The sequence below is a fragment of the Brevibacterium zhoupengii genome (assembly GCF_021117425.1).
Lineage (GTDB): Bacteria > Actinomycetota > Actinomycetes > Actinomycetales > Brevibacteriaceae > Brevibacterium > Brevibacterium zhoupengii.
In genome coordinates this window covers 3,475,507-3,490,372 of record NZ_CP088298.1, presented here as the reverse complement: position 1 = coordinate 3,490,372, position 14,866 = coordinate 3,475,507, and the positions used below count along the sequence as shown (strand labels likewise).

Below are 14,866 nucleotides of genomic sequence, written 5' to 3'. Positions count from 1 at the left end.
TACGAGGAGAGTGACGGGTGAGCACGAACGAGCAGCGGGGGCCGAACCTCGGTCTGCTGACCGTCCTCACCGGTGCTGTCGGAGCCGGGCCGCTGCTGCTCTACGGGCTGAGCGCGACGAGCGATCAGATCATCTCCGAACTCGTCATCTCTGAGGCGCACTTCGGGCTGTTGGCCACCGTCTGCTTCGGGTGTGCGGCGATCGGGAATGCGATCCTGGGCCGTGTCGCTGATCGCCGGTCCGATCTGCTGCTGATGGCGGCGGTCTTCCTGCTTGCAGCGGCGAGCTTCGTGCTGGCGGCGCTGCCAGCGGGCTTCGGGCTGCTGCTCGTCGCGGCAGGGCTCTCCGGAGTCGCCCAGTCCTTCCCGAACGGCGTAACGAACCGGATCCTGCTCGAACGTGTCCCCGAAGCCCGCCGGATCGGCTGGGTCGGCATCAAGCAGTCCGGAGTGCAGGTCAGCCAGTTGGTCTCGAGCCTCGCCTTCCCCGCGCTCGCTCTGGCCATGGGCTGGAGGGGCGCGGCCCTGACCATCACCGTCATCCCGCTCGTCCTCCTGGTGGTGGCCTGGAGATCTCTGCGCTCGACCCCGCTGCTGCCGTCGGCCGCCGCGCCGCACACCGATACCGCCGAGGTGGCTGCCGGCAATGGCACGCTGCCGTCGGAATCGTCGCGACCCGCCCATTCCCCGTACGCCCCGCGGTATCCGGGCATGGTGTGGGCGCTGGCGGCATTCGGCCTGCTCAACGGCATCGGTGTCCAGGCCACGAACGTCTACATGCCGCTCTTCGCGGTACGCGAACTGGGATTCTCGCTCGTGCTCGGCGGTGTCACCGCAGCCATGGCCGGGGTCATCGGAGTGATCGCCCGAGTCAGCTGGGCGCGGGCCATGGCTCGCGGTGCATCGGGACTGCGGCTGCTGCTCATCCTCGCACTCATCGCTCTGGGCGGAGCGACTCTGTTCCTCGTTGCAGGGGTCTCCGCCCAGGCCTGGCTGCTCTGGGTTGCAGTCGCGCTGCACGGAATCTCGGCGCTCGGGGTCTCCGTGGTGCTCATGAGCGCACTCATGCGGTCGATCCCTTCGGCGTCGATGGCCTCGGCAAGCGGAATGGTCACGGCGGGCATGTTCGCCGGGTTCGCCGTCGGGCCGCTGGGCATGGGACTGCTCCTCGGCTCGGCCGGCGGGTTCACTGCCGGGTGGATTGCCGTCGCAGTGGTGTATCTGCTCTGTGCTGTCTTGGCCGCGGCGCTCATTCGTGGGACCGGTGCCCGTCGGCAGACATCGTAGCCAGTCCGACCCTTTCGGGTGCCGAATCTACCGTTGCTGGGCTGCCTGCCAGCCGACCGGTGAGCCCAAGCCTGGATTCTGCCCAGGCGCCCCACAGTAGAATCGGGAGTATGCGTAAACGTGTGTTCCTCATAGTCTTGGCCTTCCTCGCGGTGCTCGGCCTGGTCGCCAGTATGCTCAGCGGTGCTCCACAGTGAGGAGCTCTGACAGCCTCAGCGAGGTGACAGGCAGCCGGTCGGCGCAGCTGAGTGCTGCTGCATAGTAGGGGAAGCGGGACAGAGATGCCAGGCTCAGCCCGTTGAGTTCCGGGTGTTCGGGAGCTTCGATCGAGGACACCCAGACTCCGCCGCCGGTAACTGGCGATGCCTGGTCCCCGGTTCGGACCACCTCGAGTTCACCGGGTCTTATACTCAGGCCGTGCCCGGTCGTCTTCAGTGCCGCTTCTTTGGCAACCCAGAGCTCGAGACGGCTCCGCACCGCATCCCCACCGTGGGGGACCGACTCGGTCGGCGCCAGCACGTAGTCGTCGAAGCCCGGGAAGACTTCGTCCGGAATGCGTTCGATGTCGATGCCGACGGGAGACGACGAGGGCCCCGAGGCCACCGCCACCATGCCACCGGTCTTCGACAGGCTGAGTTCCGCACCTGCGATCTGCGGTTTCCCGTGGGGACCGCCGCAGCTGCGGCATGTGCGAGTGAGTCTCAGATCCCCAGCGGCTTTCGGATCGAGGCCCAGCCGGCGAGCTGCCATGAGCCGGAACAGAAGATGTCCGCAACGGTAGGCAGCTCTATCCGTGGCCTGTCGAAGACGGTTTGCATGCGCGATTTCGGCAGGTGAGAGAATCGAGCCCAGCCATCGGTGTTCGTCACGGATCCGTTCCACTGAGCTGACATCGCAGAGCAGGTATTCGATGGTGCCCCGGGTCACCTCCTGCTGATTCTCCAGTACTGGGATACGGCAAGGGTGGAGAAGATGGCAATCACTGCCACGCAGCTGATCACCGCGTACAGAATCGGGTTGTCTGCCGCCCACCCCGTCCCTGAGGTGTACCCAGCGGGAGAGACATTGCCGAACAGGTCTCGGACGCTGGTTGCCACTGCAGTGACAGGATTCCACGAGGCGATCGCCTGCAGCGGTCCGGGCAGCGAATCGACCGAGACGAAGGCACCGGAGAGGAACGTGACGGGGAAGAGCCAGATCAGGCCGAGACTCTGAGCCACCTCGACGCTTCTGGCCGTCAGTGCGATGACCGCGCCGATCCATGACATGGCGAAGCCGAAGAGCAGCAGCAGAAGGATGGCCAGAAGTGCCGACCCGAAGCCTTCGGTGATGCGCCAACCGATGATGAGTCCGCACACCATTGTCACGACGATTGAGATCGAGCCGGTGGCCAGGTCGGACGTCGTCCTCCCCAGAATCACGCCGACGCGTGACATCGGCAGTGAGCGGAACCGGTCGATGAGTCCGAGTTGAAGGTCCTTGGCGAGGTAGACCGCGGTGAAGGAGGAATTGAATGTCAGCGTCTGAGCCAGGATCCCACCGATGAGGAACTCCCGGTACGGTGCACCACCCAGACTGCCGCCGAAGACGAATGCGAGCAGGAACACGAAGATCACCGGCTGCACGACGCCGGTGACCAGGGCTCCGGGGGTGCGGCCCACGTTGAGGAGATTGCGCCAGGCGATGACGGAGCTATCGCGCGCCGCCGAGGTGATGGTACTCAAGCTCCCACCTCGACTTCCGAGGGCAGCTGAGGCGATGGTTTCGCAGAGGCCGGGCTTCCCGTCAGCTCCAGGAAGACGTCGTCGAGCGTTGGTCGGCACAGAGCCGCCTCGGTGACGATGACTCCGCTCCGGTCCAGGGCGCCGAGCACTTCCAACAGTGTCTTCTGTCCCTGCGGTGCCGGGACCGTGAGTCGCTGCCCTGTCGAGTCCATCTGCGGCCTGACCGAGCCCCCGAGGATACGTTCGAAGACGCGCAGAGTCTCGTCGAGGGAATCAGGACTGTTGAGCGTCAGCGCAATGCGTTCGGCGCCGAGGCTGACCTTGAGTTCGTTCGAGGTCCCCTCTGCGATGACCCGACCGGAGTCGATGACGGCGATGCGATCCGCCAGCTGGTCGGCCTCTTCCAGATATTGGGTCGTGAGCAGCACGGTGGTTCCCTGACCGACAAGAGTTGAGATGACGTCCCAGGTGTCCAGCCTGCCGCGTGGGTCGAGGCCGGTGGTGGGCTCGTCGAGGATGACCACCGGGGGCCGGAAGACCAGAGCCGAGGCGAGATCCAGACGACGCCGCATGCCACCCGAATAGGCGCCTGCGCGTTTGTCCCTGACATCGACGAGGGCGAACTCCCTGAGCAGTTCGCGAGCTCGAACTCGCGACTCGGTGCGGCTCATCCCGTAGAGACGGCCGACCATGACGAGGTTCTCGTAGCCGGTGAGCTTCTCATCGACCGCCGCGTACTGTCCGGACAGTCCGATGCTGGCACGCACGGCGGTGGGATCGGCGGTCACCGAGTTCCCAGCGACGATCGCGTCTCCTGAGTCGGGACGGATCAGCGTGGACAGAACCTTGACCGTGGTGGTCTTGCCTGCCCCATTGGGACCCAGCAGCCCGAAGATCTGACCCTGGTCGACCTGCAGGTCGATTCCGTCCAAGGCTCTGAAGCTGCCGTAGTTCTTCCTCAGTTGGTCAATGCGAATCACTATGACGCGATCTCGGCGAGCCGGCGCGGAGTGATGTCCGTCCAATTCGCCTCGACGAATTCGAGGCATTCATCGCGGTCGGCCGGGCCGAAGGCGATGACCCAGCCAGCGGGCGCATCGGCGAACGTCGGCCACAGGGAATGCTGTTGGAGGTCGTTGACGAGTACACGGAAAGTGGCGGTGGTGTCATCAAAGGGGTTTTGCACTTTTCCTCATCTCTTGTTGATAGCTGGTGAGATGTAACGCTTACATATCTGGTTCGGCGTCAGTGTCCAAGTGGATTGCCAACACGGGAAGAATTTCTCGAAGGGCAGGCGACGTGAGCATGTCTGCGTGTCGTGCCGGGGTTTCGGTGACGTGAATGTGACCAGTGACATAGGGTCGCCACGATTCGGCGGTGGGGGTCCCGGGCGGAATTTCCTTGGTGGCCGTGAAGAGCACGACATCGCCGGCGAATCTCTCCACCGGGGCTTCACGGATCAGCCGCGCCATGGTGAAGAAACCGTCTGTCATCCTTGCGATGGTATCGACCGAGACGTTGCCCAGAGGGTCGCCGATCTCGCGCAGGATCTCCAGAGCTCGTTCGTCCTCAAGCCCTTCTGCTCCAAGCTGAAGGCTCGGATGTCTGGCACCGAGGTAGTCGACCCACAGTTGCGCCCCTTCGCTGACGTCGGCGTTGGTCTCCTGCCCGTCGGGGAAGGCGTCGAGGATCCCGAGGAAGGCAACGTCCTCACCGAGCTCCTGCAGTCGCGTGGCCAGGCGATGCGCCAGAATTCCGCCGAAGGACCAACCCAGCAGATGATACGGACCCTCCGGCTGCACCGACCTCATCTGCGCGATGTAGTCGTCAGCGAGCTCGGTCAGCGTGTGAGCAGTGATGGTGCCTGGATCCTCCGGTGCCAGTCCCGGCATCTGCAGGCCGATCAGTGGGCGCTGTGAGTCGAGACCGTGGAGCATCGTCGCGAAGCCCCAACTGATGCCCGAGGCCGGATGCACCGTGAACAGAGGAGACTTGGTTCCCGTCGTGCGCAGCGGAAGCAGTCGCTGCAGGCTGTCGCCGACCGAATCAGCAGTCTCCTGGCCGGCTTCGGCCACCAGCTGCTCGACGGTGGGCGAGCGGAAGAGGGACTGGACCGAGAGTTCGGCACCGAGGGCCTCGTTGACGGCTGCGATGAGCGGCCGGGCGAGGAAGGAGTGGCCGCCGAGTTCGAAGAACGACTCGTCGATCCCGACTCGGGGCAGCGTGAGCACCTCGGCGAAGATGGCGGCCACGGTCTCCTCATGTGGCGTGCGGGGTGCCGAACGCGACCCGACCTCTGCCTGTGATGGGTCGGGGAGGGCCGACTCATCGATCTTTCCGTGCGCAGTCAGTGGGACCTCGTCGATGACAACGATCCGCGACGGGACCATATAGTTCGGCACCATTGATCGCACATGTCGCCGAGCCTCATCGGCGAGGTCTTCACGCGCCTCTCTCGCTCCCGTGGCGTTGGTCGCAGCCGCCACGACATAGCCGACCAGCGACATGGTAGCGGCATCGGCACCGAACGATCTCACGAGTGCGTCCTTGACGTTCGGGGCCGAGCGCAGGGCTCGTTCGACCTCACCGAGTTCGACCCGGAAACCGCGGAGCTGGATCTGGTTGTCGCTGCGACCGAGGAAGCCGAGGTCGCCGTTGTGATGACGAACGACGAGGTCCCCGGTCCGGTACATGCGTTCACCTGGCTCGCCGTAGGGATCACTGACGAAGCGTTCGGCGCTCAGTCCGGGGCGGCCTCGGTATCCGTGCGCCAACTGGTGCCCGGCGAGATAGAGCTCTCCGGTCGTCCCGGCCGGCACATGGTGGAGTCGCTCGTCGAGCACATAGCCACGCATGTGGTGCAGTGCCGAGCCGAGAACCGGAGTCGCCGAGGAGGCGACGGGCCCGGCAAAGGCATCGACAGTGGTCTCGGTGGGGCCGTAGAGGTTGTAGGCGCTGATGCCCGGGCGTTCGCGCAGCCACTCCCAGAGATCCTCATCGATCGCCTCGCCGCCGAGGGCGAGAGTCATCGGAACCTGGGCCCTGGCTGCCTGGTCTATCAGTTCCAGGAAGTCCGATTCCGTTCTGAGCTGACGCAGGTAGCTGGGAGTGGTCTCCCAGAACCCGATTCGCAGATCGCGGAGCAGGCGCGCCAACTGCTGTGGGTCGCGCTGGACCTGCGTGGAGGTGATGTGGACGCGGTGCCCGACCATCATCCACAGCAGGGGATCCCATGCGGCGTCGAAGCCGATACCGGTGGTGTGAGCCACCGTGATCTGCTCGGCACCGGTGGCCGGGGTCGGCAGATAGGTGGCGCGGTGGGAAGCGAGCAGGTTCGCCAGCGCATCGTGGCCGACTTCAACGCCCTTCGGCCGTCCGGTCGAGCCGGAGGTGAAGGTCACGTAGGCCGCCGGATCGACTTGCCCCGCTGGAGGCGACTGGTCCGGTGCAGCAGCCACCGAACCCGGCCATGGCCAGGTCGAGCGGGCATCGTCGAGTGTGCCGTCGAGGGCCGAGACCTCGACGACGGGCGGGGCGATCCCGGCCTCGGCGAGGACAGGTGCCAGCTCCTCCGCGGTGCCTGTCTCAGCCAAGACGATGCTCGGCGTCGCATCGGCCATGATCGCAGTCGTACGACCCACGGGGTAGTCGATGTCGATCGGGTTGTAGGCAGCACCGGACTTGAGAACGGCCAGGGTGGCGACGATGATGCCTACGCCGCGGCTCAGCCGCACGGACACCGTCGACCCGGGCCCGGCGCCGAACCTGATGAGTTCGCGGGCCAGCAGATCGGAGGCCTCGTCGAGTTCCCTGAACGTCAGCGAGGTTTCGGCTGATTCCACTGCGGTGGAATCGGGTAGCTGGCGCACAGTGGTCGCGAAGACATCGAGCACCATCGGCAGGGAGCCAGAGGGGACGGGACCGGCAAGTTGGTCGATCGCGTGAGTCACCTCTGCGGTCTCGAGGAAGCAGATGTCGGTGATCGGCCGCTCGGGCTTCTGCGCGAGTTCGGCGGCGAATCGGGACAGATTCTCGCACATGTCACTGATCGTTGCGGCGTCGAACATCGAGGAGTTGTAGTCGAGCACGATGTCGAGGCCGGGCTCGGGAGTCGACCTTCCCGAGGCGTGTCTGCGGAAGGTGAAGGAGAGGTCGAACTTCGCATCTCCGGTCTCGACCTCCGGTTCGATGCTGGTGTCGACTCCCGGGAGGTCGAGGAGGGGTGAAGCCGAATTCTCCAGGGAGAGCATGGTCTGGAACAGAGGATGGCGGCCCAGCACACGGGGCGGATTGATGGCTTCGACCAGTCGTTCGAACGGTACGTCGTCGAGTTCCAGTGCATCGATCACCGCGGTTCGGGTGCGCGCCAGCAGGGTGTGGAAATCCGGTTGGGAGGAGACATCGGTGCGGATCGGGACGGTGTTGACGAAGAGCCCGACCATGTCCTCGAGCTCCGGGTCCGAACGTCCGGCGCTGGGCGAGCCGATGACGACGTCCTCACCGCCCCCGACTCTGCTGAGGAACCCGGCGAGCACTGCGTGCAGTGCCATGAACAGGCTGGCTCCCGCCTCGGCGGCGATGGCAGTCAGTCGTTGGGTCGTGCGGTCGTCGAGGCGGAAGTGATGGTGACGGCCAGCTTGACGGGCGGTATGCGGACGAGGACGGTCCGAAGGCAGCGGCGTTTCGGACGGAATTCCGGCCAAGCGCTCACCCCACAATCGGGTTCTGTGCTCCAGGAGCGGACGATCGTCACCGTCAAGAGTCTGCGTTTCAAGCACATGCCGCTGCCATAGAGCGAAGTCAGCGTACTGAACGTCGAGCTTTCGTCGCATCGGTTGGGCTGAGCCGCGCAGTGCGGCATAGGCGGTGGCCAGGTCCTGAGTCAGCGGATCCAGGGACGCTCCGTCGGTGGCGATGTGGTGCATGACGAGATGAAGGACCCACTGGCCTCCCTCGGCGAAGAGGACCGCCCGCAGCGGCAGGTCGGTGCTGAGGTCGAATCCTCGAGCGGCTTCCCGGGCCATCTCCTCCGTGGTCGCGGCCGGCGACGAAGTGGTGCGGCGATCGAGGATGCCGTGTCCGGCTTCCGGGGGCAGGATGTGCTGGACAGGGGTGCCGTCGATGGTCGGATAGACGGTGCGCAGGATCTCGTGTCGAGTGATGATCTCGTTGAGAGCCTGGCCGAGGATCTCCGGATCCAGGTCTCCCTCGAAACGAGCCGCGAGAGAGATGGTGTAGTCGGAGGCCCTGGTGTCGAGCTGATTGAGGAAGTGCATCCTCGCCTGCCCGAAGGACAGGGGGATCGTGTGGGGGCGGGCGCCCTGGGGTGAGCGTTTCCACTCGGACAGGCGCAGCCCCGAAGCAGCACCTGGGTCAGCGGTGGGCACCTCTTCGACCTGTGCTGACCGTCCTTCACCCAGTCCGGTCGGCAGACTGCGGGATGAGGCATCGATTCGGCGCAGCAGGGCCGCAGGGGTGGGAGCATCGAAGATCGTTCGCAGCGGAAGGTCGGCGTCGAATGCCTCTCGGATGTGACCGATGAGGGAGACGGCGAGCAGTGAATGACCGCCCAGCTCGAAGAAGTCGTCGTCGAGTCCGATGTGCTCGGCCTCTAGGACGAGGGAGAACTGCTCACACATGGTGCGTTCGTCCGGAGTCTGAGCGGCGCGGGAGGACGGGACTCCCGACAAGTTCGGAACCGGCAGGCGACTGCGGTCGAGTTTGCCATGAGATGTCAGCGGAATCGAGTCGACTGCAAGGAGCACCCGTGGGACCATCGGTGCCGGAAGCTGGCGGACGAGGTGGTCGCGGATGGCGCACTCCTCGACGTCGCCGACATAGTAGCCGACGAGCCGTGCCGATTGCGGGTCCTGCTGGTTGTCGACGATGGCCGCGGCCTGTTCGACGCCCTGGCAGGCGGTCAGCGCATTCTCGACGTCTCCGAGCTCGATCCGGTACCCGCGCAGTTTGATCTGGTCGTCGTCACGGGAGATGAAGTCGAGGCGCCCGTCCGCGGTCCGACGGACCAGGTCACCCGTCCGGTACATGCGCTCGCCGTCTCCGAGCGGGTTCGCGACGAACCGCAGTGAGGTCTCTGCCACTCGGTTGACGTATCCGCTGGCGATTCCGTCTCCTGCGAGGTAGAGCTCGCCCACCACGCCATGGGCGACTTCGCGAAGATGCTGGTCCAGAACCAGAGCCTGAACGTTCCTGATCGGATGCCCGATCGTGGTGTGCTCCCCTTCGACCTTCGCCGTGACGGAGTCGACGGTGAATTCGGTGGGCCCGTAGAAGTTATAGGCTCGCGCACCTGAGTCCTCGGCCAGTTCACGCCACAGGTCCTCGGGCACGGGCTCTCCGCCGAGAGCGATCGTCAGCACAGCGGCCTCGTGGTTCTGCTCGTCGAGCTGCCCACCATTGTCGAGCTGCCCACCGTTGTCGAGGAGCCCGGAAGCGATCAGCTGACGCACGAATGAAGGTGTGGTCTCGAGCGCATCGATCTGCTGCTCGCGACAGAAGTCCACGAGCGCCTCGGCGTCTCGGCGCACATCCTCGTCGACGATGTGCAGGCTCGCTCCGGCCACGAGCCAGAGCACCGGGTCCCAGGCGGCGTCGAAGCCCAGGCCGGCGGTGTGTGCGACTCTGATCGGCTCTTCACCCAGGCCCGCCTCGGCGAAGATCGTCTCCCGGTGGTGGGCCAGGAGATTGGCCAGCCCGAGATGGGGCACGGCGACGCCCTTGGGTGTTCCGGTGGATCCGGATGTGTACATCTCATAGGCGCGGTCATCGAGACCCGGACGATAGTCCTCACCCCGAATCGCACCGATCACGTCCGCACCTGAGGCCTCGCCGAGGCGGCCCTCGGCCTCGGTGTGAGCTCGATCGGTGGGGTGGTCGGCTCTCAGATCTGCAGTGGACATGGCTGTGCCCGTTCGCACCGGCACCTCGGGGGAGTCGGTGACGACGGCGACCGGGTCGCTCACCTCGAGGATCAGCCGGATCCGCTCCTGCGGGTAGCTGAGGTCGATGGGAACGGCGATGGCTCCGATGCTCAGCACCGCCAACGGCACGATGATGGCATCGGCGGATCGTGGCAGAGCGATCGCGACCCGCTGACCGGGGCCGATGCCTCGCCGGCTGAGCGCGCGGCCGTAGCGGTGCACGCGTTCCCCGAATTCGGCAAAGCTCAGTTCGGTGCCCTCGGCCACGAGTGCGGTCCGCTCGGGGTCACGGGCAATGGTGGAGTCGAGGGTGTCGATGATCGTCGCGTCCACTCGGAGGCGATCGGCACCGCGGCTCTCGTCACGGATGATGTCGAGTTCAGTGGGACTGAGCACATCGAGGTCCGAGACGAGGAGGTTCGGGTTGGTGACGAACTGCTCGAGCATGTGCGCGAAGCGTTCGGCGATGTCCCGGGCGGTGGATTCGTCGAAGAGCGCTGAGTCGAACGTGAGGGAGCCGGTGATTCCGGCGGTCTCACCAGCACGTTCTGCCAGATCGAGGAGCAGGTCGAACTTCGCTTCCGAAACCTGTGGCCCAGATGCGGGTTCGACGTTGAGGTCGCCCATGTCGAGATCGACCGGAGCCGTGTTCTGCAGGGTCAGCATCACCTGGAACAGGGGGTGCAGTCCCTCAGAGCGTGGTGGGTCGAGTTCGTCGACGACACGTTCGAACGGGGCGTCCTGATTGGCGTAGGCCGCGAGGTTAGCTCCGCGGACCCTGTCGATGACATCGGCGGCGCTGGGATTGCCCGAGGTGTCGGTACGCAGGACGAGAGTATTGACGAAGAACCCGACGAGTTCGTCGAGCTTCGTCTCGGTTCTGCCTGCGACGGGAGTGCCGATGGGGATGTCACTGCCCGCACCGAGCTTGTCCAGCAGCACGGCGAATGCCGCCTGCAGCACCATGAACAGGCTGGCGTTGCGCTCGATGGAGAGTCTGCGCAGCCCGGCATGGACCGTGGGACTGATATCGACGGGAATTGCACGGGAGACAGATCCTGAGTTCGCAGCACTTCTGGTCCGATCGGCGGGAAGACGCAGCTGTGAGGGCGCGTCGGCCAGCGTGTCCTTCCAAAACGCCAGTTGGTGCGAGAGCGCACTGTTCGGGTCGTCCTCGGTGCCGAGAGAATCTCGCTGCCACAGGGCATAGTCGGCGTACTGCACGGGAAGAGGGGGAAATGCCGGGGCCCGAACCTGCCCGCGATCGCGATAGGCGGTGGAGAGGTCTCGGGCCAGGGGGCCAAGTGACCAGCCATCAGCGGCGATGTGGTGCAGAGTCAGCAGCAGCACATGATCGTCCTCGCCGAGTCTGATGAGGAGGGCCCTGATCGGTAGTTCGCTGGAGACGTCGAAGCCTCGGGTGGCCTCTGCTTCCACGGTGTGGTGGACGAGCTCTTCACTGACACCGACGGTGGACATTGCGATGCGGGCGCTGGCCGGGTTGGCAATGACCTGCTCGGGCTGCCCGGTCGTCCAGGGGAAGACGGTGCGCAGGCTCTCATGCCGTGCGATGACGTCGTTGATGGCCGCTTGCAGCGCACTGACGTCGAGTCGTCCGCGCATGCGCAGAGTCAGGGGAATGTTGTACGCCGCGGAACTCGGATCGAACTGGTTGATGAACCACAGGCGAGCTTGGGCATATGAGAGTGGTATCGGGGTGGGTCGGTCTGCGGCGACGAGCTGATGACCGGCATCGTCGGTGGTGGCCTTCGGGTCGAAGCAGGCGCTGAGCTCGCGGACGGTGGGGTGCTGGAAGACCTCGCGCAGGGCGGGTGCGGTGGCGAAGCTTGTGCGCAGGGAGGCGACCAGCTGGGTGGCGAGTAGCGAGTGTCCGCCGAGTTCGAAGAAGTCGTCGTCGATGCCGACGGAGTCAATGCCCAACACGTCGCTGAACGCCTCGGCCACGATCCGTTCCTGGGAGTCTCTCGGTGCCTCGGATTCGGAACGTGTCGATTCCGGTTCGGGGAGAGCCTGACGGTCGAGTTTGCCATTGACCGTGAGTGGAATGGCCTCGATCTGCATGATGAACGAGGGGACCATGTAGTCCGGGACACGGGCCTTCATGCTTCGGCGCACCTCGGCGGTATCGAGCTGCGAAGGCGAGGTGACGAAACCGAGCAGCTGAGCGTAACCGGCCTGGTTCTGCTTGAGTTCGACCACGGCCGAACTGATCCTGGGATCGGCCTGCAGGGCGAGTTCCACCTCGGAGAGTTCGACTCGGTAGCCGCGCAGTTTGATCTGCTCATCGGCGCGGCCCAGAAACTCGACACCGCCGTTCAGGGGCCGGCGGACGATGTCTCCGGTGCGGTACATCCTCGAACCGTCGTCGGCGAACGGGTCGGCAACGAAGCGCTCAGATGTGGTGCCGGGACGGTCCACATAGCCGCGCGCAAGGTTGAGCCCTGCGATGTAGAGCTCTCCGGTGGCCTGTTCGGGCACAGGGGTCAGCCGGGAATCGAGGACGTAGTGCCGGGTGTTGGTGACGGACTGGCCGAGGATCGGCGACGTGCCGGCAACGATGGGCGCTGTCAGACTGTCGACGGTGGTCTCTGCCGGCCCGTACAGGTTGTAGGAGGTCATTCCTTCACGCGCGGCCAACTGGTTCCAGAGCCCGCTGTCGACTGCTTCTCCGCCCAATGCGACGACACTGGGGTGGCCGTTCGCGCCGAAGCTGCTGTGAGCCAGCAGAGCCTTGATGAAAGAGGGCGTCGTCTCGATGGAGTCGATGCCATGGGTGGTGAAGTAGGCAGTCAGGGCCTCGGGGTCGCGGCGAGTGAGCGAGTCGATGAGGTGGAGCTCGTGTCCGGCGAAGAGCCACAGCAGCGGGTCCCAGGCGGCGTCGAATGAGATCCCTGCGGTGTGTGCCACCCGCAACCCGCGACCGAGGCGTTCCGCAGCCGGAGCGAAGATGGTCTCCTGGTGGCTGAGGAGGAGATTGAGCAAGGACTGATGTTCGACGCCGATGCCCTTGGGCCGGCCGGTCGACCCGGATGTGAAGATCACATAGGCGAGGTCATCGGGTGCCGGTGTGGCCAACGGTGTCGTCTGCGTCGTCCTGGACGACAGCGCAGCGGCGAGCACGTCCGAATCCAGGTCGATGACAGGTCGGTCTGTGAGGACCGTAGTCTCTCCGGCAGGACCGGGCACGCGTGAGGAGTTGAGTACGAGGGCCGGTGCCGCGTCGGCGACCATTGCTTCGATTCGGGCCGCCGGATGATCGGGATCGAGAGGGACGTAGGCGGCTCCCGCCTTGAGGATCCCGAGCACAGCGACCGGCATCGCCGTGGTCCGTCCGATTCGTGCGGCGACGCGTGTGCCCGGGCCGGCGCCGTGCTTGCGAAGATAGCAGGCCAATTGTGTCGAACGGCGATCGAGTTCGGAGAAGCTGAGATGACCGTCATCGGCGACGACGGCGGAGGCGAAGGGTGTCTGATGTGCGTGGCGGGCGAATTCGTCGACCACGGTGTGGCGGGGAATGTCCTGGACGCGGCCCTGTCCGCCGGCGATGACCTCGTCTGCTTCGCTGTCGTCGAGCAGAGACAGCCCCGCCAGAGGCTGAGCGTGACCGGGATCCAGCTGGGCGAGGACGGAGATGAAGCGTCCCAGGTGATCGGCCAGGCTCTCCTGGGAGTAGAGCTCGGCATTGGCCTCAAGCCGAACGATCGCATTTCGTGAGTCCCTCCCGGACGAGTTCTGGTCCGCTCCCAGGCCGTGGACGATGATCGACAGGTCATCGACGGGGCCCGTGGACAGGAGATGCAGGGAGGCTGAGGCCTGACCGAAGTTGATGTCTTCGACGGCAGGGAAGATGTTGACCGAAGGCCCGATGTAGCTCGTGTCGGTGTCGAGCTCCTGATACTGGAATCGTTGGTGGATGAGTGTCGAGCGCAGGGCGGAACCCGTGCTCTCAAGGAGTTCAGGGAAGGTGGTCTCTGGTGCAGCGGTCAGCTGCAGCGGCAAAATCTTCGACATCATCGACGGCACTGATTTGGCCAGGGCGCTGCGCCGGGCCGTCACAGGCAGCCCCACGGAGACGGTCTTCCGACCTGTCATCCTGTGCAGATAGGTTGCAGCCGCTGCGAGGATGAGCGTCGGTGCCGATTGGGCGCTCGCCAATTGTCTGGCCAGTTCCGTGGGTATGTCGGCGTCGGCTGTGACCAGCTGTTTCGCCGAGGCAGGCGGACGTCCCGCCAAGCCCGTGGCGGTCTCCGACTCGGCGATGGTCTGTGACCAGAAATCAGCATCGGTGCGGAAACGCTCCGAGGATCGGTAGTCCGCTTCCTCGGCCACCAGGGCCTCCAAGCTGCCGAAAGGTGATTCCGATGGCTGTGCAGCAGGATCAGCCAGCTCGCCGTACAGCTGCGACTCGCGTCGCAGGATGAGCACAGCGGAGTAGCCGTCGACGAGGAGGTGGTGGGCTCGCTGGTAGAAGATCCAGTGGTCGTCACCGAGGTGGAACAGCTCAGACCTGAGCAGTTCACCTGTCTCGAGGTCGTGAACGGTGGCGAGGTCGGCCTCCATGAGGGCCCGGGCCCTTGCCACCGATTCGTCGACCGACCCGCCTCGCAGATCATGGAAGTGTAGGTGCCTGCGAGGCGAGCCGTGCTTTTGAAAGACTCCCTGGTCGTCTTCGCCGAAGACGACGTTGAGCGAATCGGCCTCGGCCACGGTGGTGCCGACGGCACGTCGCATGACATCGACGTCCAGGGGTCCGAGAATTTCGACGTACAGCCCGATCTGGAAGGTCGGGTTGTCGGGCTCGATCTTCTGGGCATACCAGATGCCCTTTTGCGCGGACGTGAGTTCGATGCGGGGGGAGTCGTCAGTCATTATGTCTTTCGAGCGCGAGATGGTG

At 65.1% G+C, this 14,866-nt stretch carries 6 protein-coding genes; 1 reads left to right on the top strand and 5 read right to left on the bottom strand.

Annotation, left to right across the window (positions count from 1 at the left end; all coding sequences use genetic code 11):
* Window positions 1-17: 17 nt before the first annotated feature.
* Window positions 18-1,286 (top strand): MFS transporter, encoded by a 1,269-nt coding sequence (locus LQ788_RS15810; protein WP_231442592.1) that lies wholly within the window; start codon window positions 18-20, stop codon window positions 1,284-1,286.
* Window positions 1,287-1,463: 177 nt separating this feature from the next.
* On the opposite strand, the gene LQ788_RS15805 is transcribed toward LQ788_RS15810, so the two are convergent.
* From LQ788_RS15805 to LQ788_RS15785, 5 genes are all read right to left on the bottom strand, one after another.
* On the bottom strand, window positions 1,464-2,036 hold the full coding sequence (locus LQ788_RS15805) for a 4'-phosphopantetheinyl transferase family protein (protein ID WP_231442590.1): 573 nt from the start codon (window positions 2,034-2,036) through the stop codon (window positions 1,464-1,466).
* Between the two features lie 173 nt (window positions 2,037-2,209).
* Entirely contained in the window at window positions 2,210-3,010 is an 801-nt protein-coding gene (locus tag LQ788_RS15800; RefSeq protein WP_231442588.1) for an ABC transporter permease, read from the bottom strand.
* On the bottom strand, window positions 3,007-3,942 hold the full coding sequence (locus LQ788_RS15795; RefSeq protein WP_231442586.1) for an ATP-binding cassette domain-containing protein: 936 nt from the start codon (window positions 3,940-3,942) through the stop codon (window positions 3,007-3,009). Before LQ788_RS15795 ends, LQ788_RS15800 begins: the two co-directional genes overlap by 4 nt.
* Window positions 3,943-3,989: 47 nt before the next feature.
* On the bottom strand, window positions 3,990-4,196 hold the full coding sequence (locus LQ788_RS15790; protein WP_231442584.1) for an MbtH family protein: 207 nt from the start codon (window positions 4,194-4,196) through the stop codon (window positions 3,990-3,992).
* 40 nt (window positions 4,197-4,236) lie between these two features.
* The gene (locus tag LQ788_RS15785; RefSeq protein WP_231442582.1) at window positions 4,237-14,841 is read right to left on the bottom strand and encodes a non-ribosomal peptide synthetase; all 10,605 of its coding nucleotides are present in this window, start codon (window positions 14,839-14,841) and stop codon (window positions 4,237-4,239) included.
* Window positions 14,842-14,866: the final 25 nt, after the last annotated feature.